The sequence below is a fragment of the Duganella sp. GW821-FHT01E12 genome (assembly GCF_059422325.1).
Window position 1 is genome coordinate 549,483 of the sequence record NZ_JBWKWR010000002.1, and the last position, 25,101, is coordinate 574,583.

A 25,101-nucleotide genomic window follows, 5' to 3' on the forward strand; every position below is an offset into this window, starting at 1 on the left:
CAAGGGAAAATGACAGGATGGCAAACACAACGATTACAAAGTTGTAATCGAACGCCGCGATTGACGGCGGCCGGGCCAGCGCCGACAATGCCTCCATGAAAGCGCTTTTAGTAGAAGATGAACAACGCATCGCCAGTTTCGTGTGCGCCGGCCTGCGCGAGCACGGCTTTTTGGTCGACCATTGCGAAGATGGCAACCTCGGCTATGACTACGCGCTCGCGCGCGACTACGACGTGGTGCTGCTGGACGTGATGGTGCCGGGCCGCGACGGCCTGTCCATCCTCAAGGCCATGCGGCGCGAGGGACGCAACGTGCCGGTGATCCTGCTGACCGCGCGCAACGAGCTGGACGACCGCCTGCAGGGCCTGAACCTGGGCGCGGACGACTACCTGGCCAAGCCCTTCTACGTGGAGGAGTTGGTGGCCCGCATCCACGCGCTGCTGCGGCGCGTCAGCGGCGAGCGGCAGAGCGTGCTGACCCTGGGCCCGCTGCGGCTGGACCGCCTGAGCCGGGTGGCCGACGTCGCGGGCCGCGCCGTCGAACTGACCGGGCGCGAGTTCAACCTGCTGGAATACCTGCTGCGCTCGCCGGGCCGGGTCTACACCCGCACCCAGATCCTGGAGCATGTGTGGGGCTACGACTTCGAGCCGCAGACCAATATGGTGGACGTGTGCATCCAGCGCCTGCGCAAGAAGCTGGACCTGCCCGACAGCGTGGCCATCGAGGCCGTGCGCGGCGTCGGCTACCGCCTGCGCCAGCCGGACGGCGCGGCGTGAGGGCGCGCTGGCCGCGCCTGCGCTCGTTCCGGCTGCGCATCGCCCTCGGCTCGACGCTGACCGCGCTGGCCGCCATCGTGCTGCTGTACCTCATGGCCAGCTACACCATCGTCCAGCGGCGCGCCGCCATCATCGACCACATGCTGTCGGCCCACCTGGCCGGCCCCGGCTTCCAGGCCACGCCGGCCGCGCTGTGGCCGGCCACCGACGCCCAGCTCAACGCCAGCTTCGGCGGCTTCGCCCCGCCCGACATCGGCCCGGAAACCTACGCCCTGCTGCGGGTGGACGACGCCGGCCGGGGCACGCAGTACCGCAGCCCGGCCTGGCAACGCATCCTCGGCGACGCCGCCCCGCCGCGCGGCCCCGGCCTGCGCACCGTCGAAGGCGCCGGCCAGAGCTGGCGGGTCGGCAGCGTCACGCACGGCCCGGTGACGATCTGGGTGGCGGTCAACCGCAGCCTGTCGGACGCCCAGGTGCGCGCCAGCCTGGTGCGCTTCGCGGCCGCCATCGGCGTGCTGGCCGTGGCCATGGGCGCGCTGGCCTGGTATCTGGCCGGACGCGCGATGCGGCCGGTGGAGCACCTGACCGGGGTCATGGTGCGGCTCACCGCGAGCGAGCTGGACCGGCGCGTCTCGGCCGCCGAGGAGGACCTGGAGTTCGCCCAGATGGTGAGCGTGTTCAACGGCATGCTGGACCGGCTGCAGCGCAGCTTCCTGCAGGCGGCGCGCTTCTCCGGCGACGCCGCGCACGAATTGAAAACGCCGCTGACCATCCTGCAGGGCGAGCTCGAACGCAGCTTCGCGCGCGCCGGCGCCGACCCGGTGCTGGAGGAGGGCCTGGCCAATATGCTCGACGAGGTGCGCCGGCTCGACAGCATCGTGCGCAAATTGCTGCTGCTGGCGCGGGCCGACGCCGGCCAGCTGGCCATCCCCATGTGTCCGCTGGACCTGCGCCCGGCGTTGGACGAGCTGGCCGAGGACATCGGCCTGCTGGACGACGCGCGGCCGGTGCGGCTGGAGCTGCCCGACCACATCGCGGTGCGCGGCGACGCCGAGCTGCTGCGCCAGGTGCTGCAAAACCTGGTCAGCAACGCCGTCAAGTACGGCCAGCCGGGCGGCTGGATCGCGCTGACGGCGCGGCGCAAGGGCGAGCAATGGCGCATCGACGTCAGCAACGCCTCGGACGGCATCGCGCCCGAGCACCGGCACCGGCTGTTCGACCGCTTCTACCGCGCCGACCAGTCGCACCAGCGGCGCGTGCCGGGCGTCGGCCTGGGCCTGTCGCTGGCGCGCGACATCGCCGTGGCCCACGGCGGCAGCCTGATGCTGGCCGACGCCAATCCCGGCCAGGTGCGCTTCCGCCTGACGCTGCCGGCCGCCTGAGCGCGCGCGCACGCCGTCACGCCGGCAGCGGCGCCTGCGGCCTGTGCGCGACCATCTGATCCTTGACCAGCTTGAAGTACACGCCCTCCTGCTGCCGCACCAGCTGCTCGTGGCTGCCCTGCTGGACCAGCCGGCCCTGCTCCAGCACCAGGACGCGGTCGGCCTTGGCGATGGTGGAAAAGCGATGGGCGATGATGATGGTGGTGCGGCCCGCCATGAGCCGCTCCAGCGCGCCCTGGACCAGCCGCTCGCTGGCGGCGTCCAGCGCGCTGGTGGCCTCGTCCAGGATCAGGATGGCCGGATCGCGCAGCAGCGCGCGCGCGATCGCGATCCGCTGCTTCTGCCCGCCGGACAGCTGCACGCCGTGCTCGCCGACCGGGGTATCGTAGCCCTGCGGGAAGGCCATGATGAAGTCATGCGCGTGGGCCAGCCGCGCGGCCGCCATCACCTCGGCCAGCGGCACCGCCCGCTCCGGCACGGCGAAGGCGATGTTGTGCGCGACGCTGCCCGAAAACAGCGACGGCTCCTGCTCCACCACCGCGATGCCGCGCCGGATGGCGGCCAGGTCCAGTTCGGCGGCGGGCACGCCATCGAACAGCAAGCGCCCGCCCTGCGGCCGGTAGTGCCCCAGCACCAGCGCGGCGACGGTGGACTTGCCGGCGCCCGAGGCGCCCACCAGCGCCACCTTCTCGCCGGCCGCGATGGCGAAGCCGACGCCGTCGAGCGCCGGCACGCCGGGCCGCTCCGGATAGCTGAACACCACGTCCTCGAAACCGAGCCGGCCGGTGAGCGGCGCCTGCGGACGCGCCGCCGGCGGCGGGCTGTGCGTGCGCATGATCTCGAAGATGCGGTCGGTGGCGCCCATGCTGCGCATCCACATATTCCACGATTCGCTCAGCGCGCCGGCCGCCTGCGTGACGATGTTGGAATAGATCACGAACGCCATCAGGTCGCCCACCGACAGCGCGCGCTGGCCGATCAGGTAGGCGCCCAGGCCCAGCGCGCACAGCAGGGCGCCGAAGTCCAGCACCGACAGGCCGGCGCGAAACGCCGACTGCCGCCGGGTGCCGGCCAGCGACAGCTCCAGCAGGCGGCGGCAGGCCCCGGCGTAGCTGGCCGACGCCCCGCCCTGCTGGTTGAACGCCTGCACCAGCCGCACGTGGGCGAAATGCTCGTGCGCGACGCGGCCGCTGTCGGCCATGCAGGCCTGCACCGCCTTGGCGTAGTCGCGGTGGGCCGCGCCCGACACCTTGCCGAAGTACAGGCTGGCCGGGACGAACACCAGCAGCATCACGCTCAGCAGCGGCGAGATGTGGAGCAGCATCGCCACGCCGCCGCCGAACATGCACAGCGCTTGCAGCGCGTTGGCCCCGCCCATGGTCAGCGACTGGTGCAGCGACTGCACGTCCCCGCTCAGGCGGCTGGTGATTTCACCGACGTGGTGGCGGTCGAAGAAGGCCACCGGCTGGTTGATCAGCGCATCGAACAGGCGGCGGCGCACGCCGTTGATGATCAGGTGTCCGGCCAGTTCGACATAGTAGTAGCGCAGCGTCGACGCGGCGGCCTGCACCAGCAGCCAGAGCAGGCCCAGGCCGACCACCGGCGCGGAGATCGTCTGCGGCCGCAGCTCCTGCACGTGGTCGATGAAGTAGGCCACGCCCTTGGGGACGACCAGCTGTATCAGCACGCCCAGGCCCATGAAAAACACCGCCGCGGCGAGCTGGCGGCGCACCGGATAGATCAGCCGCAGCCGCTCGAGATGGGGCTCGAAATTCATGGCGCGCCCGCCGCCGCGGTCTCGGCGGCCTCGGCAAGCTGGACGCGCAAGTCCTGCCAGTTGTCGTCGCCTATCATGCCTGCCGCTTCCAGCACGCCCTCGTGACTGACCATCAGGTAGGACGGCGAGACCAACGTGGGATTGAGCAGCTTGTAGTCGCGCATCGCCACCCGCAGCGCCCGCGTCAGCGGGAAGGCGCCGCGCAGAAACTGGCGCAGGCGCCAGCCCGGTTCGTGGCTGACGATCCATATGTCCAGCCCCGCCTGCTCGGCCGGCGCCAGCATGCGGCCGATCTCTGGCAGCTTGGTCTTGCACTTCGGGCATTTGCTCGACAAGAACAGCAGCGCGGCCGCCTGGCCGCCGGCACCCAGGCGATGCACCGCGCCGCCGCGCAGCGCGCGCGCCGACACCTGCGGCAGCGGCGCGCCCGGCGGCAGCGCCTCGGGCGTGTCGCGCTCGCGCCGCGCCGTATGCAGCACCGACAGCGTCAGCTTGAGGTTGAGCGCCAGGCCGAGGGCCAGCAGCGCCAGGGTCAGGTGAAGGATCGGGCTATCCATCGCTCGGGCTCAACAAGTGGACAATTTCGTGGAAGTGCACGGCGACGACGCAGGCCAGACAGCCCAGCGACAGCGCCAGCAGCGCGACATGCCACGGCGGCGCGAACCCGGCCGGCAGCGCCAGGCCGGCGGCGATCGCCGCCATCACCAGCCCGTTGCGCAGCAGGTCCAGGCCGGACAGCGAGCGCTCGGCCTCGCCGAAGCAGCCGCAGCGGACCACGCTCTGCGTATAAAACTTGTAGCCGACCAGCGCCGTGAACACGGCCAGCATCAGCAGCGCGGCCAGCAGGCCGGCGCGCGCCAGGCCGCCGAGCAGCAGCGCGGCCACCGCCAGTTCGGCCGCCGCCACCGTGGGCGCAGCCAGCGCGCGCTGCGCCGCGCCCATGCCGAACAGGCTGGCCAGGTTGTCGCGGAAGCCGGCCAGGTCGCGCAGCTTGGCCGTGGCGGCGGCCAGCATCAGCAGCGCGACAAAGTAGCGCAGTATCTCGCCCAGGAATTGGCCGGTGCTCATCGCGGGTAGCGCTCCACGCTCCACGACGGCGCCAGGCCGCCCGGCTGCCGGCGGCGCTCGCTGGCGCCGTGGCGCGTGGCGAACAGCGCATCGCACCACGGCGCGTCCTCGCTGGCGCGCTGGCCGCCGCCGACGTGGCCCTGCAGCAGCCGCGAGATTTCCCACGCCGGCCGCTCGACCGCCGCGTCGCCGCGCACGCGCAGGCCCAGCGCCGCCAGCTCCTCGCGCGTGATCGCATAGTAGTGCGAGTGGTAGCCGGCCATCAGCTGGCCCACCAGCCGGCTGCGGAACGCCGCGTCCTCGCCGGGCAGGTGAAAGGCCAGCAGCTGCTCGCCGATCTGCTGCTGCTCCAGCGTGCTGCGGTAGAAGGCGCCCAGGCTGGCGGGGAACACGCTGCCGCACAGCAGGGCCAGCGCCTGCTGCCGCGCCTCGTCGGCCTCCACGCCGAACCACTGCTGTGCCATGTCGCCCAGGCATTTGATGTCGAGGCCGGAGAAGGCCGTGCCGTCGGCGCCGTTGAGCAGCGGATCGATGGGCGAGAACAGCGCCAGCTCGCCGGCGATGATCTCGTCGCCGCACAAGGTCAGCAGCGTGGCGGCCGACTCGCAGTGGTAGGGCACGATGAAGCTCAGCTGCCCGGCCTGGGCGCGCAGCAGCAGCGCGATGCGGCGCGCGGCCTGCACCTCGCCGCCGCGTCCGTGCAGCACCACGTCCAGCCGGCGCGCCGGAGCCAGGTCGCGGCATTGTTCGTACAGCGCCGGCAGCAGTTCCATTTCCAGGTGCGACGCGGCCAGCACCAGCACGCGGCTGTCGCGCACTGCCTCCAGCTCGCGGATGCGGTCGGCGAGGACGGTGTGCTCTAGTGCCATTGCGCGCCCTCCGCCAACGTGTCGGCCATGGCATCGATCATCTTAAACTCCGGTATCAATTGTTCGATATACAGGAACTGGCCTGCGGGATTATTTTCGAGGAACACCACCTCGCCATCGGGCGTGACGATCAGGTCCAGCGCGCCGTAGTTCAAGTCGTAGCTGCGCACGAAGGCCACGCAGCGCCGCCGCAGCTCGTCGGGCAGTTGCGCCGCCTCGTAGCGGATCGGCGCCGACATGTCGCGCGAATCGACGGCCGTGCGGGCGTCGTCCTGGCTGTGGATCCTGGCGGCGAACACCCGCTCGCCGATCACCGTCACCCGCAGCTCATATTGCTTGGGGATGTAGCGCTGGAAGTGGCAATGCAACTGGCCGACCGCTTCGACGTTGCGCAGCATGTCGTCGTCGACGATGGTGGTGCCGAGCCCGCCAGTGCTGCGCTGCTCCGGCGCCAGCTGCTCGCCGCCCAGCATCGGGTCCGACAGCGACTTGAAGATCATGTCGCCGGCCAGGCTGTCCTTGAACGCCAGCACCTCGCCCGGCGCGTTGGTGGTCAGCGAGTCCGGCACCACAAAGCCCATGCGGGCGGCGCGCTTGAGCTGCTCGCCCTTCCACTGCGCGCCGCGCAGCGCCAGCGGGTGGCTGATCCAGTAGCAGTCCAGCGTGTAGAGCAGGCTGAACAAGGCGTGTTCCGCCTCCTGCCTGGCGTAGGCCAGTTCCTGCGGCGCCAGCTCGTCGCTGAGGAAGGTGAATTCGGCCGGCTTGCGTATCCACACCGCGCCCACCTCGGCCAGATCGAGCCAGTGCTCGTCGCCACGGCGGCGTAGCTTGTGGTGCAGCGCGCCGCCGGCATGCCACTGGCAGGTCTGGAAGTCGCGCGGGAAGCGGTCCAGGTCCAGCCGGAACAGCCGGTGCCCGCCGGCCGCCAGCCTGGCGGCGACCAGGTCGGCATGCAGATCCTGGCTGTTGGTGACAATCAAAATCGTCTTGCTCATCGAATGCTCCACGACTGGGCGAAAAACAAAAAAGCCTTGCTGACGCAGCAAGGCTTTCGTGGACGGGCCAGTACTTAGCAGTAGATGCCTTTGTCGTTCCGGTGGTAGATGTTGTCGTAATCGCGGTAGTTGTCGAAGTCGACCGGGCCGGTGCAGCCGGCCACGGCAACGCCGTCGCGGACTTTCCATTGTTCTGCAGGTTTTTCTTGTGCCTGTTTCGCAGCCAGTTTGAATGCGAACAGTTTTGCCTCTTTTTGATCTGCCATTTTCATAGTCCTTAAAGAATATTGAAAAATTAACACAGTCTCTATTTGCAGCTTTGCAATAGTAGGAGCTTGGTCAGACGTTGTCAACTTCTATACCAAAAGTGCAAACATTCCTTTTTGGGTACAGATCCGCATCATTTTTGTGCTTATTTGTGTGCACGCAAGCCTAGCGTCTTGAAATACGGCAGGGTCGTCCCTATAATTGGCACTCGTTCTAAGGGAGTGCTAACAGCGCTCTCGACCAAACTTTCCGCTACAGCAACGTTGTTGGTGTAGCAACAAACTGTACCATTGTTAATTTAAGGAGTTTTGTATGAACCTTCGCCCTTTGAACGATCGCGTAATCGTCAAACGCCTCGACCAGGAAACCAAAACTGCGTCCGGCCTGATCATCCCTGATGCGGCCGCTGAAAAACCGGATCAAGGCGAAGTGCTCGCCGTCGGCAATGGCAAGATTCTGGAAGACGGCAAAGTCCGTCCGCTGGACGTCAAAGTGGGCGACCGTGTCCTGTTCGGCAAATACGCCGGCCAGACCGTCAAGGTCGATGGCCAGGAACTGATGGTCATGCGCGAAGAAGACATCATGGCAATCGTCGTCAAGTAATTGACACGCACGTTTGCACTAGTACTCACCTAATTCTGGAGAAACAACATGGCAGCTAAAGAAGTAATTTTCGGCGACGCAGCGCGCGCCAAAATGGTTGAAGGCGTCAACGTCCTGGCCAACGCAGTCAAAGTCACCCTGGGCCCGAAAGGCCGCAACGTGGTGCTGGAGCGCTCCTTCGGCGCCCCGACCGTCACCAAGGACGGCGTCTCGGTCGCCAAGGAAGTCGAACTGAAAGACAAGCTGCAGAACATGGGCGCGCAGATGGTCAAGGAAGTTGCTTCCCGCACCAGCGACAACGCCGGCGACGGCACCACCACCGCCACCGTGCTGGCCCAGGCCATCGTGCGCGAAGGCATGAAGTTCGTGGCCGCCGGCATGAACCCGATGGACCTGAAGCGCGGCATCGACAAGGCCGTTGCCGCGACCGTCGAGCAGATCGCCATCATCGCCCGTCCATGCACCACCACCAAGGAAATCGCCCAGGTCGGTTCGATCTCCGCCAACTCGGATTCGTCGATCGGCGACCGCATCGCTGAAGCGATGGAAAAAGTCGGCAAAGAAGGCGTCATCACCGTGGAAGACGGCAAGTCGCTGAACGACGAGCTGGACATCGTTGAAGGTATGCAGTTCGACCGCGGCTACCTGTCGCCATACTTCATCAACAACCAAGAGAAGCAAGTCGCGATCCTGGACAATCCATTCGTCCTGCTGTGCGACAAGAAGATCTCCAACATCCGCGACCTGCTGCCGGTACTGGAACAAGTCGCCAAAGCCGGCCGTCCACTGCTGATCATCGCCGAAGACATCGAAGGCGAAGCACTGGCCACCCTGGTGGTGAACAACATCCGCGGCATCCTGAAAACCTGCGCAGTCAAAGCCCCAGGCTTCGGCGACCGTCGCAAGGCCATGCTGGAAGACATCGCGATCCTGACCGGCGGTCAAGTGGTTGCTGAAGAAGTCGGCATGACCCTGGAAAAAATCACCCTGGAAGAACTGGGCCAGGCCAAGCGCATCGAAGTCGGCAAGGAAAACACCATCGTCATCGACGGTGCCGGCCGCGCTGAAGGCATCGAAGGCCGCGTCAAGCAGATCCGCGTGCAGATCGAAGAAGCGACCTCGGACTACGACCGTGAAAAACTGCAAGAGCGCGTGGCCAAGCTGGCCGGCGGCGTTGCCGTGATCAAGGTTGGCGCAGCCACCGAAGTCGAAATGAAAGAGAAGAAAGCCCGCGTCGAAGATGCACTGCACGCCACCCGCGCTGCCGTGGAAGAAGGCATCGTGCCAGGCGGCGGCGTAGCCCTGCTGCGCGCTCGTGCCGCGCTGAACGTCAAAGGCGACAATCCTGACCAGGAAGCTGGCATCAAGATCGTGCTGCGCGCGATGGAAGAGCCACTGCGCATGATCGTGCAAAACGCTGGCGAAGAAGCGTCGGTGGTGGTTGCTGCGGTTCTGGCCGGCAAAGGCAACTACGGCTACAACGCCGCCAACGGCACCTACGGCGACATGGTGGAAATGGGCGTTCTGGACCCAGCGAAAGTCACCCGTTCGGCACTGCAAAACGCAGCCTCGATCGCTGGCCTGATGCTGACCACCGACTGCATGATCGCTGAAGTCACCGAAGACAAACCAGCCGGCGGCATGGGCGGTATGGGTGGCATGGGCGGCATGGGCGGCATGGACGGCATGATGTAATTGCCGGCATAAGCCTCGCTGTACAGGAAAGCCAGCCTCTTCGGAGGCTGGCTTTTTTATTTGCAGAGCGCGGTGACGTTGATGAAGTCGACGAACCCGGTGGTGTCATTGGTGCCGGCGTTGTTCGTCAGCGTGCAGGTCTGGCCCGTCGGGTTGGACGACACCGTGACTTGATAGCTGGCGCCGTGCAGCTCCAGCGGCGAATACGATGCCGCGAACACGCTCAGGCCATTCGCGCTGGCCTTCAGGATATTGCCCTTGGCGTCGACGAAGCTGACGGCATTGCCGGCCGCCAGTCCCGACACGGTCACGCCCACGTGATACTTCAACAAGCCGATCATGGCAGGCTGGCACGTCACGGCGACATTGCCGATATCGACCGCGTCCTGCGCGATCGTGCCCGAGCCGTTGGCGACGGTGCAGTCGCCGCCGTTCGGATCGGCGAACTTCACGACGCTGTACGGCGCGCCTGACGCCACTGGATAGGTGAACTTGAAGCCGCCGCTGCCCTTGACGGCGATGGTCTCGGTGCCGTTGTTGACCAGCAGCAGAGTGCTGTTAGCCGACAGGCCAGCCACAGTGCCCGAAATGAGGGCCGATTTTTGGGTCGCCGGCGGGGTGGTGTCGGTCGAGCCGCCGCCGCAGCCGGCCACCGACATTGTCAGCATCAGCGCTGCAATTTTGAGTTGATTCATCTGATCTCCACGAGGTTATTGCCGAAATTATATAATTTTTATAATATTAAAAATACATCAATTGTCACAGGAGCGGTGATCCGATTGAAAAGTTAACGTTGATTCAAAGACAATCGCTCCCTACAATCGACGTTCCTCAACTTTGTTCAGATGGGACTTCCATGCGCGCCCACCGCCTACTTCCGCTGCTGCTTTGCGCCACCGCCCACGCCCAGATGCCGGCGCAGGACACTGTCAAGGGCGGCAAGGACCATCCGCTGCTGTCGCGCTTTGAGGGGTCGAAGATGGTCGGCTACGGCCTCAAGGAATTCGACGAGGTGATGCTGCCCGCCGGTAAGCGCGTCGACAACAAGGGCGGCCAGATGGCGTTCGAGAACGCGCTGCAGCTGGAGGGCAAGTACACCCGCATCGCCTACAACTTCCCGCGCGAGCGATCGGCGCTGGAGGTGATGCGCAATTACCAGGAGGCGCTGGACAAGGCGGGGTTGAAAACCGTGTTCGCCTGCGCCAAGGAAAGCTGCGGCAAGGGCTTCGGCGAGTTCTTCCTCGACAAACGCGTCGGCGATCATTTCATCCAGGGCAGCGAGGCGAGCTGGGCGCCGTTCAACTACGGCCGCGACGACGAACGCTACCTGCTGGCCAAGGGCACGCGCCCGGACGGGTCGCTGGTCCACGTGGGCGTGTACTCGGTCGCCCCGGTGCAGGACAAGCTGGGCGGCATCTACGTCGAGATCGTCGAGGCCAAGGCGATGGAGGGCGGCAAGGTCTCGGCCAACCTGAACGCGGCCGACATGGCCAAGGGCATCGCGGCCGACGGCAAGGTGGCCGTGTACGGCGTCTTCTTCGACACCGACAAGACCGAGGTCAAGCCGGAATCCAAGGCCGCGCTGGCCGAGATGGCCAAGCTGCTGCAGCAGGACGCCAGGCTGAAGCTGTACGTGGTCGGCCATACCGACAACCAGGGCGCGCTGGCGCACAACCTGGAGCTGTCGCAGAAGCGGGCGGAGTCGGTGATCAAGGTGCTGGCGGCCGATTACAAGGTCGACGCGAAACGGCTGAGCGCAAAAGGCGTGGCCTCCTACGCGCCCGCGGCCTCCAACGATGCCGAGGCCGGCCGCGAAAAGAATCGCCGTGTCGAGCTGGTCAAGCAGTAAGCAAGCCGGCGGTGGAAGCTACAGCGGGATCAGCGATGCGGCTTCCATTTTCCGCAAGAGTTCCCTGCCCCTCGCCTCGTCGTATCCTTCCATCCGTTGGACCAGCGTATCCATCGCGTCGCCGGCATTTCGGATATAGGCCTCGGCAGTCTTCCGGTCCAGATCATCAAGGCGCTTATGCTCTGCTTCTTCGATGGCGGCCAAAATGGTCTTGGTCAGCTCGATGCCTTCCGGCGTAGCAGGGTTGGACGGCCCATCGAAAAAAATATCACGCTGCTGCTCTTCGGGCAGGCCCGCCTGATCCAACGCTCGAATGCAATAATAAATCACAGAAAACGCGGTATTTTCAGGTACGCATTCAACATAGGTAAGTATGTCCATGACTCGCTCCAATTCACAGCTCGATCGCATCAAAGAGGCTTCTCGGCAAATTCTCGATGATGTATTCTTCTGAAAAAACGCTGGCCCGCAGTGCCACCGGTACCGAATTCAGCAGAGCGGTAACTGGTGCCGCCGGAATCACCAGCATGAGGGGCTTGAAATTGGCGAGTGGGGCCAGCTGCATCAGCTCTAAAATTTCTCTGTACTGGGACGTTCCAATCATACCTTCGTTTAGCCTACTGGAAGCGCCGCGTTGAATGCCTGCCCGGACATTTTTCATTCTGAATGAGTGCATATCCAACGAATCCACATCTCGCATAAGACTCCAATACAGAGCACGTGGACTTGAGCTTGGCGGTACCGAGTTATAAAGATTTAATCGAGATGGCGGGTCGAAGTACGGTGTACACCAGGCATAGTGGACCTCACCGTAGAACCACTGGCTGATTTCATATGCGATCCAAGTCGAGCAAGAGTAATAAATACTTTTGTTGTTCATTCCGCTGCCTCCCCATCAAGCGTTACAACGCCTCGATGGCAGATGTAGCATGGGGCGCAGGGATGCAGCATGACCGCACTCAAAGGTGCGCCCGCCTGCTCAGGCGTCGCGATACTCCGCTTCCAGTTCCTCGCGGCGCGGCGTGTCGGCGATGTGCAGGATCAGCGTTTCGCGCAGCTCGTGCGCGGGATGCGCGGCGCGGTGGCGGGCGAACCAGAAGACTTCGCTCAGGTCTTCGTCCTCGTGCGCGGTGGTGATCAGCAACTGCTCGTCCGGCACGTCTTCGTAGTCGACCGCTTCCAGGCTGGCGTCTTCGATCGCTTCGCGCCAGGCCTCGCACTCCTTGCCCCAGGCTAGCGCCAGCGCGCAGCCGGACTCCACCAGCCAGCGGCTGGTTTCCCACATCGTCATCTCCGCCACATCGGCCTCGACGACCAGCACGGCTTTGAAGTGCGACAGGCCCTCCAGCGCGGGAAGATCGCTGTCGGGTGTGAGGTGTAAATAGCGGATGACCGGTTTCTGCATGATGGGACCATTGATGACGAGTCCCGGATTTTAACAGGGCGCGGCCGCTTAAAACGGATCCAGCGCGATGGTGAATTTGCCGCTCGCGTCGAGCGCGCCCATGGTGTAGCCATGCCAGCCCGGATACGCCTGCGGCTCCCAGTAGAACACGCCCAGGCCGTTCGCCCCCAGCGCCTTGGTCTTGTTCAGCAGATCGGCCAGCATGGCTTTGCCGGTGGCAGCCTGGGTCCAGTCCATGCCCACTTCGGTCACCATCACCGGCCTGGCGTAGCGCGACACCATGTCCCACATATTGGCCGAGATCTTGTTGTTGTAGTTGGCCCAGTCCGACGCCGGCGGATAGTGCGACATGCCGATCACATCCCACTTGGCGCCCGCGCCCTTGACGCCGTCGAAGAACCAGCGGAACACGGCGTTGTCGTAGCCGTTGGCCAGATGCAGGATCACCTTGGCGTTCGGATAGACCGCCTTCGCCGCGTTGTAGCCGCTGTTGATCAGCCCGGCCAGGTTGGCGAAGCTGGTGGTTTTCCCCTCGGGCCACAGCATGCCGCTGTTGATCTCGTTGCCGACCTGTACCCACTCAACCGTGATGCCGTTGGTCTTCAGGTAGTTGAGGATGCCCTGCGTGTGGCTGTAGACGTCGTTGTTCAGCTGCGCCAGTGTGTGATTAGCCCAGGCGGCCGGCTTGGTCTGCTGGCCGGGGTCGGCCCAGCTGTCGCTGTAGTGGAAGTCGATCAGGATGCGCTGGCCTTGCGCGGCGGCGCGCTTGGCCTTGTAGAGCACGTCCGCGCCGTCGTTCCAGCCGCCGCTGGGGTTGACCCAGACGCGCAGGCGGATCGCGTTGACCTGCAGGTTCTTCAGCAGCACGAAGGGATCGGTCTTGACGCCGCTGCTGTTGTAGAACGCATAGCCGCTGGACTCCTGCTGGCTGACCCAGCCGACGTCGGCGCCGTTGGCGAAGGTGGCGGCCTGCGCGGCCAGGCTCAACGCCAAGCCGCAGAACGCAGTCAGCCAGCGCCCCATCATCAGCCGAAGCGCGCGGCCGGCACGCCGGCCACGTCCAGACGCACGGCGAACAGGGCGCCGGTCAGCGGGAACTCCCTGAGCTGCTCCGGCGTGTTGTCCTCGCGCGCGGTGGTGATGTACAGCGTCTTCAGGTCGGTGCCGCCGAAGGTGCAGGAGGCGGGATTGCGCGCCGGTACGTGGATCGTGTCCAGCAGTTCGCCGTCGGCCGAGTAGCGGCAGACGCGGCTGCCGCCCCACTGCGCGATCCAGACGCAGCCTTCGCTGTCGACCGTCATGCCGTCCGGCGAGCCTTCGCCGTCGCCGAACTGGCGCCACAGGCGGGGCGCGCCCAGCGTGCCGTCGGCCGCCAGCGGATAGGCGTAGGTGCGGCCCTCATAGCTGTCGGTGTGGTACATGGTGGCGCCGTCCAGGCTGAAGGCCGGGCCGTTGCAGATGTGGTAGTCCTGGTCCGCCACCGTCAGCGACAGGCCGGTGTCGAGCCGGAACAGCTGGCCGATGCTCTGGGCGTAATCGGTGTTGTGCATGGAGCCGGCCCAGATGCGGCCGGCGCTGTCGGCCTTGGCGTCGTTCATGCGCAGGGCGCTGCCGGCCGGGAACGGGCGCGCCAGGTATTCGATGCGCACTTCCGGCTCCAGCCACAGGCGGACGATGCCGTCGCGCAGGCCGGCCATGAAGCCGTCGCCGTCGCGGCGCGCGATCAGCCAGCAGATGTAGTCGGGCATGGCCCAGCTGTGGCGCTGGCCGCTGCCGGCGTCGAGCGCGTGCAGGATCCGGTTCTTCAGATCGACGAAATACAGGCGGTTTTGCTCGGCCACCCACGACGGGCCTTCACCCAGCTGCGCGCCGGCTTCCCAGATACATTGCACTTCATGCTTGCTCATCAATTTCACTCCGAGTGTGGGATCCGCCATCATACGTTCAAAGCGCGCCATTTGCTCACATAGGCGGCGGCGCGGCGGCCCAGTTCGTCGAGGCCGACGCCCGGCGTGTACAACTGGCCGCCGATGCCGAAGCCGGTGGCGCCGGCGCGCACCCAGCCTTCCATATTGTCCGGCGTGATGCCGCCGACCGGCCACATCGGCGTGCCGGCCGGCACCACGCTGTTGAACGCCTTCAGGCCGTTGTGGCCGACCATGTCGGCCGGGAACAGTTTGAGCGCATGGGCACCGGCGTCCAGCGCGGCGAACGCCTCGGTCGGCGTGGCGACGCCGGGCGCGCAGTACATGCCGAGCTCGGCCGCGCGACGGATCGCGGCCGGATTGCAGTTCGGCGAGACCAGCAGGCGTCCGCCCGCCTCGTGCACGGCCTCGACGTGGGCGACGTTGAGCATGGTGCCGCCGCCGACCAGCGTGTCCGGCAGCCGCGCCTGGACCAGCGCGGCGATGCACTCGATGGCGCCGGGACGGTTGAGCGGCACCTCCAGCGCGCGGAAGCCGGCCTGGTGCAGCACCTGGCCGACCGCGACCGCCTCCTCGGGGCGCAGGCCGCGCAGGATGGCGACCAGGGGGATGGTGGGATGGGAAGGAGTCATGATCAAGCCTGTTGAATGAATTGGGAGATCGCGCTGCAGTACACGCGATGCGGATCGAGCACGTCGCAGCGCAGGCCGAAGTGTTCGGCGGCCACGGCGTAGCGGGCGGCCAGCGCCGGCGAGCCGACGACGGTGATGCCGGCCGCGCCGCCGGCCTCGCCCGGCGCGCGGGTGGCGGCGGCAAATTCGGCGCCGATCAGCAGGCCGCTGACCACGGCAGGCGCCTGCGCCGCCGGGGCGCTGCGCGAGACCACGCCGGCGCGCACGCGGAACAGCGTGTTCGACAGCGGCTCGTTGCGGCGCGCCTGGGCCAGGCCGATGGCGTAGCCCCCGGCGTCGGCGGCGTCGCCGCCCATCATGGACGACAGCGTGCCGCCGGCCGACAGCATGGCGAACAGTTCGCCGGTCATGTAGGTGGACATCGACTGGATCAAGCCGTCGCGCAGCAGCACCCATTTGCTGTGGGTGCCGGGCAGGACCAGCCAGCCGTCGCGATGGCCGAGCGCCACCGCGCCCAGCAGCTGGGTCTCCTCGCCGCGCATGACATCGACCGCGCCGCCGTGGCGGTAGCAGTAGCCGGGCACGATGCGGCAGCGGCCGGTCCAGTCGGCGTCGGCCAGCGGCGCCAGATGGGCGGGCAGCTCCAGCAGCGGCACCGAACTGTCCAGGTAAGGCACTTCCTGCCAGCCCGAGGCGCTGCCGACCATGCCGGACATGATCACCGGCACCTCGTTGCCCACGCCCATGGCCTGCAGCAGCCCGGCCAGCGCGGCGCCGAAGCGCTCGCGGCCGCCGACCGCCAGCATGCCCAGGCCGTCCTCGTGCTCGGCCAGGCAGGCGCCGTGTTGATCGACCAGATAGGCGCGCCGGTTGCTCGTGCCCCAGTCCACTCCCAGTATATTTTTGTCCACTATGCGATCCCTTTGCTGACGCTGCCGTCATGGTACGAAAAAGGCCGCCGCGCCTCCAATGAATTATCTCGCAGGACTAATATCAAAATGGTATAGGCAAGCGCTGTCGAGGCCGGTAAAAGTTGCCCCTTGGATGCCTTTGGTTTAGTATGACCGCAACCAACAATCCAGGCATTCACGTATATGGAATCTCGCACCCCGTCCACCCGTAATCTGTTCATTGCAGGCGCCGTCGCCGGTGCGCTGTTGCTGGGCGGGGGTGTCTATTTTTCCGCCATGACGCCGGCCGAATCGCAGGTCATGCCGGCCCCGGCCAAGCATCCGGCCAGCGCCAGCACGCCGGCGTCGGCGACGAGCTCCGCCCCGGCCGCGGTTGCGCCGCGCGCGGTGGCCAGCGCGGCGACGTCGGCCCCGGCCGAAGCCAAACACCTGCGCACCAAGGAACAGGCGGCGGCGGCCCTGATGGCGCTGCCGGAATTGCAAGCCTGGTCGGCCATCGTGGAAAAGAATTCGGGCGGTAAATCGCACGGCGCCCTGATCGAATACGACCCGGCCCCGCGCATGTTGAACGGCAAGAGCTACTGGCAGTTCAGCTTTGTGGAAAACAGCAGCGACGCGGCGCAGCGCTGGGAAAGCTTCCTGGTCTCGTCCAGCGACGACGAGATCCTGGTGGAAGACGCCAGCACCGACGAGGTGATCAGCCTGGCGCGCTGGCGCCGCGAAAAACACCCGGCCAAGCGCACCGGCATCGACGGTTAAGCGAGCTTCCGCTCCCCCGCCGGCGCGGCCTTCGCGGCCGCGCCCACCTGGCCCACCCACAGCACCGAGAACAAGGTCAACCCGGCCGCGATCCAGCCGTTCAGGCCGTAGCCGGCGATATGGCCGGCCGCGTCGGTGTGCAACATCAAACCTCCCACCAGCGCGCCCACGCCGCTGCCCACTTGCTGGATCGCCGAGTTCGAGCTGAGGAAGGCGCCGCGCCGGGCCGGCTCCGGCACCGTCGTCATCAGCGCCTGCATGGGGATATTGCGGCCCGACAGCGCCATCATGAAGAACGGGAAGAACAGCATCACCGCCACCAGCGGGATCACCGGCATGTGCGTCATGAACAGGATGGGCAGGATGGAAAACAGCGCGATATAGCGGTACACGCGCTGCGCGCCCGAGCGATCCGACCATTTGCCTATCATGCGCGCGCTGAACAGCGTGGCCACGCCGCCGGCCAGGTAGACCCAGGTGATCTCCACCGGCAGCACGCCGATGTTATCGACCAGCACCGGCGAGATGAAGGGAATCACCAGCATGCCGGTCATCATGTTCACGCCCGACAGCAGGAAGGCTTTCAGATGGCCGCCCACGCGGTACAGGCCGATCAGGTTGGGCAGCACCGCGGACAGCGGCACGGGGCGCGTCAGGTGGCCGCTCAGCGCAGGCAGCACGCGCCAGGCGCCGCCCCAGATCAGCAGCGAAAACAGCACCAGCAGATAGAACGGCGAGGCCCAGCCATAGTGCGCGGCCAGCATCACGCCGGTCGGCACGCCGGCCACGGCGGCCAGGCTGAACGAGGTCATCACGATGCCGGTGGCGGCGCCGCGGCGGTGGGGTGGAATCAGGTCGCCGATGATGGCCATGATGATCGAGCCCAGCACGCCGCCGGTCAGGCCGGCGAAGGCGCGCGACAGCACCAGCACGTGGAAGTTCGGGGCCAGCGCGCAGGCCAGGTTGGACAGCGTGAACAGCGCGAACATCGCCAGCAGCAGGCGCTTGCGGTCGTAGCGGTCGATATACATCGAGGCCAGCAGGCCGGACAGGCCGGCGCACCAGGCGTAGGCCGACACCGCGCCGGACACGGCCGCCGGCGTGATGGCAAACGCGCGCATCAGCTGCGGCGCCAGCGGCATCATCACCATGAAGTCCATGATGACGGTGAACTGGGTCAGCGCCAGCAGCCAGAGCACGAGGCGCTCGCGCGCCGGCGGCAGGGGGTTGGTTATTGTTGTCATGCGATCGATCCGGTTGAATTAGTCCAGCTGCTTCACGTCGTCGACCGCGCGCTGCAGGATGGCGCGGATTTGCGCGGCGCGCTGGTCGCTGGCGCCGGGGCCGTGGGCCTTGTCGATGACGGCGGCCTTGAGCTCGTGCATCATCAGGCGCAGGTCGACGCGGCCTTCGGACGGCTCGGCCAGGCGCGCCAGGATGACGTCGACGAACTGGCGGTTCTCGGCCAGGAAGGCCTCGCCTTCGGGCGTGATGGTGTGCAGCTTCTTGTTGCCGTCGGCCGTGGCCGAGACGTGGCCCATGTCGAGCATCATCGACAGCAGCGGGTAGATCGCGCCGGGGCTGGGCGTGTAGCCGCCGCCGGACAGCTGCTCCAGCGCCTTGATGATCTCGTAGCCGTGGCGCGGCTTTTCCGCGATCAGGTGCAGCACGACGTAGCGCATGGCGCCGGCGTCGAACATCTTCGGCCCACGGCCGCGCCCGCCGCCGCGATGGTGGTGGTGGTCGCCATGCATGGCGTGATGGCGGTGCTGGTGATGTAAAAATCTAAACATTTGACTCTCCTTACGATATAACAAGTTAAGATATAACTTATTGAGATATATCTTAACCCGTTTACGGAAGAGTTCAAGGATTTTTTTTATATAATTTGCGCTTGACCTTCACGCCACGTCAGAGTTCAGGATGGGTCCATGCTCACAGTAAAACAACTTTCCAAACTGACCGGCGTCACCACCCGGACGCTGCACTACTACGACGAGATCGGCTTGTTGAAGCCCTCGCGCGTGGGCGAGAACGGCTATCGCTACTACGGCGAGGCGGCGCAGCTGCGGCTGCAGCAGATCCTGTTCTACCGGGAATTGGACGTGCCGCTGGCGGAGATCCGCCGGCTGATGGACCGCGACGATTTCGACGTCATGGCCGCCCTGCTCAGTCACAAGGAAGCGCTGCGCAACCAGGCCGAACGGCTGCAAGGCTTGATCGCGACTGTGGACAACACCATCCTCCACCTACAGGGAAAGCAGATCATGAGCAGCGAAGGATTATTCTCCGGCCTGAACAAGGCGCAGCAGCAGGAGTATGCGCGGGAAGCGGAACAGCGCTACGACACCGCCACCGTGCGGGCATCGACCAAGCAATGGGGCGCGTACAGCAAGGCCAAACAAGACGCCATCATGGCGGAAGGGAATACGGTTTATACCGATATGGTCGCGGCCATGCCGCAGGGGGCGGACAGCGCGGCGGTGCAGGCGATCGTGCAGCGCTGGCGCGACCATCTGGAGTATTTCTGGATGCCGCAGGTCGGGCAACTGACCAGCCTGGCCGCCACCTACTCCGAAGACCCGCGCTTCAAAGCCAACTTCGACAAGATCCACCCCGAACTCGCGACCTTCATGCTGCAGGCGGTGCGCCACTACGTCGGGGGTCAAGTCTGACATTCGGACACGGCCTCTGCCGTGGGCTGGGGGTCAAGTCTGACATTCGGACACGAGCACAACCGTAGGCGCCGCCTACGGTTGTGCTCGTGTCCGAATGTCAGACTTGACCCCAGGGGTTAACTGTCGAGGTGGGAGATCAGCAGGCGGCGGCTGTCGGCGTCGCCGGTGCTGGCTTTGTGCTCGACCACCAGGCGCGAGTTTTGCGCGTCCAGCGAGATGCCCACCGACAGGATGTCGATCAGCAGCAGCTGCAGGATGCGCGAGATCATCGACAGGAAGGTCGTGCTGTCCTCGCTGTGATCGACCGCCAGGCACACGCTGGCCTTCTTGGCCAGCGGCGAATTGCTCGACGTGATGGCGATGACATCCGCCCCCGCCGCCCGCGCAGCGTCCACGGCCGCCAGCAAATCCGGCAGCTTGCCGGAGTTGGAAATGGCGATCACCACATCCCCCGGATTGAGCAGCTCGGCCGCCAGCGTCAGCAAATGCGAGTCGCCATACGCCGCCGTCGGAATGCGGAAGCGGAAGAACTTGTGCTGCCCATCCAGCGCCACCACGCGCGAATTGCCCATCGCGTAGAACTCGACCCGCTTGGCCTTGGCCACCAGCGCGATCGCCTTGTCCAACGAACGCACGTCCAGCTGGTCGCGGAATTTCAGAATCGCGGAAACAGTATTATCGATTACCTTGGCGCTCAGATCATGCGTGCTGTCGCTCACGCGCACCTGGCTGTGCCGCACCGGTATCGCGCCGGTCAGACTGCTGGCGAACTTCAACTTGAAATCGGCCAGGCCCAGGAAACCCAGCGACCGGCAGAAGCGGATCACGGTCGGCTGGCTCACCTCGGCCAGACGCGCGATGTCGGCGATCGGCTCGTTCAGCACCAGGCGCGGCTGCTCCAGCACCAGCTGCGCCACGCGCTGCTCGGCCGGCGTGAGCTCGTGCTGCAGATGCTGCACGCGCTCCATCAGCGTGTTGGCGCCGCTGCGGCCGCGCAGGTGTTCGGACAAAATCGTCGCCACGCCATAGAACGCCGGATTCGGCGTGGTGATCACATACGTCGGAATCTCCGACAGGTAGCTGGTGAAACGCCCCTTGGCCTCGAAGCGCGCGCGGAACGGCGACGAGGCGAACCACTCGCCCATGCGCGGCACGATGCCGCCGCCGATGAACATGCCGCCGAACGCGCCCAGGGTCACGGCCAGGTTGGCGGTGGCGCCGCCCAGCATGGCGCAGAAGCACTCCAGCACCTCCAGGCACAGCGGGTCCTTGTCGGTCAGCGCACCGGCCATGATCTCCTGCGAGCTCAGGTCGCGCACCTGGCGGCCGTTGCGCTTGGCGATGGCGCGGTAGATGATCTCCATGCCGGGGCCGGAAATCAGGCGCTCGGTCGACACGTGCGACCAGGTCTGCCAGGCGTACTGCAAAATCGAATATTCGCGCTCGTCGGCCGGCGCAAAGTTGGTGTGGCCGCCTTCCGATCCGAGCGTGACGAAACCGTCCACGGTCGGGATCACGCCCGACACGCCCAGGCCGGTGCCCGGCCCCAGCACGCCGATGACGGAATTGGAGGCCGGCTTGCCGCCGCCCACCTGCATCAGATCGGCCGGCTTCAGGCCCGGCAGCGACATCGCCAGCGCGGTGAAGTCGTTCACCACCAGCAGCGTGTGCAGACCCAGCGCGCGGCGCACCTCGTCGGTCGAGAATTCCCAGTCGCGGTTGGTCATGCGCACATGGTCGCCGCTGACCGGGTTGGCCACCGCCAGCGCCGCGTGGTTCAGCGTGATGTCGGCGTGGTCCGACAGGTAGGAGCGCAGCATGGCGACGATGTCGGTGTAGTCGTCGCACTTGAGCACCCGCACCGCGCGGAATTCGCCGGGCGCGGTCTGCAGGGCAAAGCGGGCGTGGGTGGCGCCGATGTCGGCCAGCAGGCGCGGGCCGTCGGCAAAGGCGGTGCGATTCAGTTTTTGATCCACTTCAGCTTGTTTCATCGTCGATTCAGTCAAAACAGTTGGCGGAAGCATACCCGAAATACGCGATGTTAAGAAGGAAACGATGCGAAATCGTATCCTTCCTGGCCGCAGTTTTTACCTGGCCGCGTAGCCGAACCACGCGCCGAAGGCCGGCAGCCGCACCTGGCCGTCGACCACCGCGCCCGGCAGGCCGTAGCCCTCCATCTGCTCGGCGCCCACCGCCTGCGGCAGCGCGCACTCGACCGGCTCCGCGCCCAGGTTGAACACGGCGATGATGCCGCGCTCGCCCTCGGCGTCGCGGCGCAGCGCCAGCACCGGCTCGGGCGCATCGAAGAACTGGATGGCGCCGCGCGTGAGCTGCGGCAGCTTGCGCCGCCACGCGATGAACTTGCGGGTGAACTCCAGCGACGACGCGGCGTCGCCCTCCTGCACCGAGGCCGCCTTGGCCAGATGGTCCGGCGACACCGGCAGCCACGGCTTGCCTTCGGTGAAGCCGCCGTTGGCGCCGGTGGTCCAGGCCATCGGCGTGCGGCAGCCGTCGCGGCCCTTGAACTCCGGCCAGAAGGTGATGCCGTACGGGTCCTGCAGCAGCTCGAACGGCACGTCCGCCTCGGCGAAGGCCAGCTCGTCGCCCTGGTACAGGCACGGCGTGCCCTTGAGCGACAACTGCATCGCCAGGATCATCTTGGCGAACGCCACCGGCGCGGACGGGCCGCCCCAGCGGGTCGCCACGCGCTGCACATCGTGGTTGCCGACCGACCAGGAAGCCCAGCCGCCCTTGACGCGCGCCTCGAAATTCTCGACCTGCTTGCGGATGTAGTGCGACGAGCAGGTCGGCACCAGCAGGTTGAAGCTGTAGGCCATCTGCAGCTTGTCGCCGCCGGCGGTGTACTCGGCCATCACGGCCAGCGAATCGTCAGCGCCCACTTCGCCGATGGCGACCGCCTTGTATTCGTCCAGCAAGGTGCGCAGCTTGCGCAGGAACGCCAGGTTCTCCGGACGGCTCTTGTCGTAGATGTGCGCCTGCATGCCGTACGGGTTGACGTCCGAGACGGTGGCGGTGTCGCGGTTGACGGCCGGCGGATTGCTGCGCAACTCCAGGTCGTGGAAGTGGAAGTTGCAGGCGTCCAGGCGGATGCCGTCAACGCCGCGCTCCAGCCAGAAGCGCAGCGCGTCCAGGTGCGCCTGCTGCACCTGCGGGTTGTGGAAGTTGAGCTGCGGCTGGCTGACCAGGAAATTGTGTAAATAGTATTGACGGCGGCGCGTGTCCCACTGCCACGACGAGCCGCCGAACACCGACATCCAGTTGTTGGGCGGGTTGCCGTCCGGCGCGGGATCGGACCAGACGTACCAGTCGGCCTTGGGATTGTCGCGGCTGGAGCGGCTCTCCTTGAACCACGCGTGCTCCTCGGCCGTGTGTGCCATCACCTGGTCGATCATGATCTTCAGTCCCAGGCCGTGCGCCTTGGCGATCATGGCGTCGAAGTCGGCCAGCGTGCCGAACATCGGATCGACGTCGCAGTAGTCGGAGATGTCGTAGCCAAAGTCCTTCATCGGCGACTTGAAATAGGGCGAGATCCAGACGATGTCCACGCCCAGCGATGCGATATAGTCCAGCTTTGCCGTAATTCCCGGTATATCGCCGATGCCGTCACCGTTGGTGTCGTTGAAGCTGCGCGGGTAGACCTGGTAGATGATCGCCTCCCGGTACCAGTCCTGGGCGTGCGGGGAAACTTGTGTAAGTTGCTTAGTCATAAGAGAATCCGGGGTTGGCAAAGCTGGGATATAGGTTTGTAGACAATATACATCACGGTAGTGGAATTTTCAATCCATCCACCGCCAGTGGATTAATACAATTAATCCTTAAAAATCAATATCTTGCGTATTTTTACAAAAATTCGCCGGATAAAAATAGTAGTCAAACTACACACTCAGGAGAGACATAGTGAGCAATACCGGCAACGGGGCCATGCCCCGGCAAATCCCTTACATCATCGCCAACGAAGGCTGCGAACGCTTCAGCTTCTACGGCATGCGCAACATCCTGACGCCTTTCCTGCTCAGCACCCTACTGCTGTTCGTGCCGCTGGCCGACCGCGCCAGCGAGGCCAAGCACGTGTTCCACACCTTCGTCATCGGCGTGTACTTCTTCCCGCTGCTGGGCGGCTGGCTGGCCGACCGCTGGTTCGGCAAGTACAACACGGTGTTCTGGTTCAGCCTGATCTACGTGGCCGGCCACGCCTGCCTGGCGATTTTCGACGACAACCTCAAGGGCTTTTACTTCGGCCTGTTCCTGATCGCGTTTGGCTCGGGCGGCATCAAGCCGCTGGTGGCGGCCTTTGTCGGCGACCAGTTCGACCAGACCAACAAGAACCGCGCCAAGGCGGTGTATGACGCCTTCTACTGGATCATCAACTTCGGCTCCTTCTTCGCCTCGCTGCTGATGCCGCTGTTCCTGCGCGACTACGGCCCGGCCGTCGCCTTCGGCATTCCCGGCATCCTGATGGCGGTCGCCACGCTGGTATTCTGGCTCGGCAAGCGCAAGTACATCCACGTGCCGCCGGCCGCGCCGAACCCGAACTCCTTCAGCAGCGTGGCGCGCACCGCGCTGATGAGCAAGCAGCCCGGCCAATCGCGCCCCGGCCTGGTGATGGCCGGCGTCGGCGCGCTGGGCGCGGCGGCGTCGCTGTGCATGACGCCGCAGTGGGGCTTCGTCATCGCCGCCTGCCTGGCGCTGGTGCTGGTGCTGGCGTTCGGCGGCATTGGCGTGTCGATGCAGCTGGACCGTGCGCGCGGCCTGCACAGCGACGAGGCGGTCGAAGGCGTGCGCGCCGTGCTGCGCGTGCTGATCGTGTTCGCGATGGTCACGCCGTTCCACTCGCTGTTCGACCAGAAGGCGTCGACCTGGATCGTGCAGGCCAATGCGATGGAAAGCCCGTTGCTGCACATCTTCGGCTGGGAATTCACGCTGCTGCCGGCGCAGATGCAGGCGGTCAATCCGATCCTGGTGATGCTGCTGATCCCGTTCAACAACCTGGCGCTGTATCCGATCATGCGCTTCATCGGCATCACGCCGACGCCGCTGCGCCGCATGGGCATGGGCATCGCGCTGGCGGGCGTGTCGTGGATCGTGATCGGCGCCATCCAGCTGCAGATGGACGCCGGCGACAAGGTGTCCATCCTGTGGCAGCTGCTGCCGTATGCGCTGCTGACGCTGGGCGAGGTGCTGGTGTCGGCGACGGGGCTGGAGTTCGCCTACAGCCAGGCGCCGGCGCCGATGAAGGGCATCATCCTGAGCTTCTGGTACCTGGCCATCACGGTCGGCAACCTGTGGGTGCTGATCGTCAACGCGGGCGTGAAGAACGACGCGGTCAGCGCGTACATCGCCGGCAGCGGCATGGGCGTGATCGCGTTCCAGATGTTCTTCTTCGCCGCCTTCGCGCTGCTGGTAGCGGCCATCTTCGCGCTGTACGCGATACGCTACAAGATGGTGGATAACTACCGCAGCGATGATAAGCGAGCCGCGACTAATTAAGC

General features: G+C 65.6%; 26 protein-coding genes. 8 read left to right on the forward strand and 18 right to left on the reverse strand.

All coding sequences use genetic code 11. The annotated features are described in order from the left end of the window. The first annotated feature begins 95 nt into the window (after positions 1 to 95). The gene (locus AC07WS_RS07740; protein WP_494728477.1) at positions 96 to 776 is read left to right on the forward strand and encodes a response regulator transcription factor; all 681 of its coding nucleotides are present in this window, start codon (positions 96 to 98) and stop codon (positions 774 to 776) included. Further along, the gene (locus tag AC07WS_RS07745; protein WP_494728478.1) at positions 773 to 2,158 is read left to right on the forward strand and encodes a sensor histidine kinase; all 1,386 of its coding nucleotides are present in this window, start codon (positions 773 to 775) and stop codon (positions 2,156 to 2,158) included. The genes AC07WS_RS07740 and AC07WS_RS07745 overlap by 4 nt, the downstream gene beginning before the upstream one ends. 16 nt (positions 2,159 to 2,174) lie before the next feature. On the opposite strand, the gene AC07WS_RS07750 is transcribed toward AC07WS_RS07745, so the two are convergent. The 6 genes from AC07WS_RS07750 to AC07WS_RS07775 form a co-directional block, all read right to left on the reverse strand. After that, complete coding sequence (locus AC07WS_RS07750; RefSeq protein WP_494728479.1) at positions 2,175 to 3,935, reverse strand: ABC transporter ATP-binding protein; 1,761 nt, start codon at positions 3,933 to 3,935, stop codon at positions 2,175 to 2,177. Beyond that, positions 3,932 to 4,492: a hypothetical protein gene (locus AC07WS_RS07755; protein WP_494728480.1), complete on the reverse strand. Its 561-nt coding sequence runs from the start codon at positions 4,490 to 4,492 to the stop codon at positions 3,932 to 3,934. The genes AC07WS_RS07750 and AC07WS_RS07755 overlap by 4 nt, the downstream gene beginning before the upstream one ends. Then, the gene (locus AC07WS_RS07760; protein WP_494728481.1) at positions 4,485 to 5,003 is read right to left on the reverse strand and encodes a MauE/DoxX family redox-associated membrane protein; all 519 of its coding nucleotides are present in this window, start codon (positions 5,001 to 5,003) and stop codon (positions 4,485 to 4,487) included. Before AC07WS_RS07760 ends, AC07WS_RS07755 begins: the two co-directional genes overlap by 8 nt. Further along, positions 5,000 to 5,872 (reverse strand): SDH family Clp fold serine proteinase, encoded by an 873-nt coding sequence (locus AC07WS_RS07765; RefSeq protein ID WP_494728482.1) that lies wholly within the window; start codon positions 5,870 to 5,872, stop codon positions 5,000 to 5,002. Before AC07WS_RS07765 ends, AC07WS_RS07760 begins: the two co-directional genes overlap by 4 nt. After that, entirely contained in the window at positions 5,863 to 6,867 is a 1,005-nt protein-coding gene (locus tag AC07WS_RS07770) for an ATP-grasp domain-containing protein (RefSeq protein WP_494728483.1), read from the reverse strand. Before AC07WS_RS07770 ends, AC07WS_RS07765 begins: the two co-directional genes overlap by 10 nt. 74 nt (positions 6,868 to 6,941) lie before the next feature. Further along, a complete protein-coding gene (locus AC07WS_RS07775; RefSeq protein WP_494728484.1) occupies positions 6,942 to 7,133 on the reverse strand; it encodes a hypothetical protein in 192 nt (63 codons plus the stop codon). Positions 7,134 to 7,446: 313 nt separating this feature from the next. Between AC07WS_RS07775 and groES the strand changes: the two genes are divergently transcribed. Continuing rightward, the gene (groES, locus tag AC07WS_RS07780; protein WP_008451606.1) at positions 7,447 to 7,737 is read left to right on the forward strand and encodes a co-chaperone GroES; all 291 of its coding nucleotides are present in this window, start codon (positions 7,447 to 7,449) and stop codon (positions 7,735 to 7,737) included. A 48-nt stretch (positions 7,738 to 7,785) separates the two neighbouring features. After that, entirely contained in the window at positions 7,786 to 9,432 is a 1,647-nt protein-coding gene (gene groL, locus AC07WS_RS07785; protein ID WP_161099843.1) for a chaperonin GroEL, read from the forward strand. Positions 9,433 to 9,488: 56 nt separating this feature from the next. Here groL and AC07WS_RS07790 read toward each other — a convergent pair whose 3' ends face one another. Further along, on the reverse strand, positions 9,489 to 10,127 hold the full coding sequence (locus AC07WS_RS07790) for a hypothetical protein (RefSeq protein WP_494728485.1): 639 nt from the start codon (positions 10,125 to 10,127) through the stop codon (positions 9,489 to 9,491). A gap of 161 nt (positions 10,128 to 10,288) precedes the next feature. Between AC07WS_RS07790 and AC07WS_RS07795 the strand changes: the two genes are divergently transcribed. After that, on the forward strand, positions 10,289 to 11,281 hold the full coding sequence (locus tag AC07WS_RS07795) for an OmpA family protein (RefSeq protein WP_494728486.1): 993 nt from the start codon (positions 10,289 to 10,291) through the stop codon (positions 11,279 to 11,281). Positions 11,282 to 11,299: 18 nt separating this feature from the next. On the opposite strand, the gene AC07WS_RS07800 is transcribed toward AC07WS_RS07795, so the two are convergent. From AC07WS_RS07800 to AC07WS_RS07830, 7 genes are all read right to left on the reverse strand, one after another. After that, positions 11,300 to 11,662, reverse strand: coding sequence for a hypothetical protein (locus AC07WS_RS07800; RefSeq protein ID WP_494728487.1), 363 nt, complete (start codon positions 11,660 to 11,662; stop codon positions 11,300 to 11,302). A gap of 13 nt (positions 11,663 to 11,675) precedes the next feature. Then, entirely contained in the window at positions 11,676 to 12,161 is a 486-nt protein-coding gene (locus AC07WS_RS07805) for a hypothetical protein (protein ID WP_494728488.1), read from the reverse strand. 99 nt (positions 12,162 to 12,260) lie between these two features. Next, on the reverse strand, positions 12,261 to 12,686 hold the full coding sequence (locus tag AC07WS_RS07810; RefSeq protein ID WP_494728489.1) for a DUF7684 family protein: 426 nt from the start codon (positions 12,684 to 12,686) through the stop codon (positions 12,261 to 12,263). Positions 12,687 to 12,734: 48 nt separating this feature from the next. Beyond that, entirely contained in the window at positions 12,735 to 13,712 is a 978-nt protein-coding gene (locus AC07WS_RS07815; protein ID WP_494728490.1) for a glycoside hydrolase family 53 protein, read from the reverse strand. Then, positions 13,712 to 14,593, reverse strand: a complete 882-nt coding sequence (locus AC07WS_RS07820) for an SMP-30/gluconolactonase/LRE family protein (protein ID WP_494728491.1) — start codon at positions 14,591 to 14,593, stop codon at positions 13,712 to 13,714. Before AC07WS_RS07820 ends, AC07WS_RS07815 begins: the two co-directional genes overlap by 1 nt. A 29-nt stretch (positions 14,594 to 14,622) precedes the next feature. After that, positions 14,623 to 15,243, reverse strand: a complete 621-nt coding sequence (locus AC07WS_RS07825) for a 2-dehydro-3-deoxy-6-phosphogalactonate aldolase (RefSeq protein WP_494728492.1) — start codon at positions 15,241 to 15,243, stop codon at positions 14,623 to 14,625. A 2-nt stretch (positions 15,244 to 15,245) separates the two neighbouring features. Next, entirely contained in the window at positions 15,246 to 16,154 is a 909-nt protein-coding gene (locus AC07WS_RS07830) for a 2-dehydro-3-deoxygalactonokinase (RefSeq protein ID WP_494728493.1), read from the reverse strand. 183 nt (positions 16,155 to 16,337) lie between these two features. Here AC07WS_RS07830 and AC07WS_RS07835 point away from each other — a divergent pair, with 183 nt between their 5' ends. Beyond that, complete coding sequence (locus AC07WS_RS07835) at positions 16,338 to 16,913, forward strand: hypothetical protein (protein ID WP_494728494.1); 576 nt, start codon at positions 16,338 to 16,340, stop codon at positions 16,911 to 16,913. On the opposite strand, the gene AC07WS_RS07840 is transcribed toward AC07WS_RS07835, so the two are convergent. Next, positions 16,910 to 18,157, reverse strand: a complete 1,248-nt coding sequence (locus AC07WS_RS07840; RefSeq protein WP_494728495.1) for an MFS transporter — start codon at positions 18,155 to 18,157, stop codon at positions 16,910 to 16,912. The two genes, AC07WS_RS07835 and AC07WS_RS07840, sit on opposite strands and share 4 nt — an antisense overlap. Positions 18,158 to 18,175: 18 nt before the next feature. Then, positions 18,176 to 18,706, reverse strand: a complete 531-nt coding sequence (locus AC07WS_RS07845; RefSeq protein ID WP_494728496.1) for a PadR family transcriptional regulator — start codon at positions 18,704 to 18,706, stop codon at positions 18,176 to 18,178. 138 nt (positions 18,707 to 18,844) lie between these two features. Between AC07WS_RS07845 and AC07WS_RS07850 the strand changes: the two genes are divergently transcribed. After that, a complete protein-coding gene (locus AC07WS_RS07850; RefSeq protein WP_494728497.1) occupies positions 18,845 to 19,588 on the forward strand; it encodes a MerR family transcriptional regulator in 744 nt (247 codons plus the stop codon). A gap of 119 nt (positions 19,589 to 19,707) precedes the next feature. On the opposite strand, the gene AC07WS_RS07855 is transcribed toward AC07WS_RS07850, so the two are convergent. Further along, positions 19,708 to 21,582, reverse strand: coding sequence for a glucokinase (locus AC07WS_RS07855; RefSeq protein WP_494728498.1), 1,875 nt, complete (start codon positions 21,580 to 21,582; stop codon positions 19,708 to 19,710). Positions 21,583 to 21,678: 96 nt separating this feature from the next. Further along, positions 21,679 to 23,319: an alpha-glucosidase gene (locus AC07WS_RS07860; RefSeq protein ID WP_494728499.1), complete on the reverse strand. Its 1,641-nt coding sequence runs from the start codon at positions 23,317 to 23,319 to the stop codon at positions 21,679 to 21,681. Positions 23,320 to 23,533: 214 nt separating this feature from the next. Here AC07WS_RS07860 and AC07WS_RS07865 point away from each other — a divergent pair, with 214 nt between their 5' ends. Further along, positions 23,534 to 25,099: a POT-type proton-dependent oligopeptide transporter gene (locus tag AC07WS_RS07865; protein ID WP_494728500.1), complete on the forward strand. Its 1,566-nt coding sequence runs from the start codon at positions 23,534 to 23,536 to the stop codon at positions 25,097 to 25,099. Positions 25,100 to 25,101 lie beyond the last annotated feature (2 nt).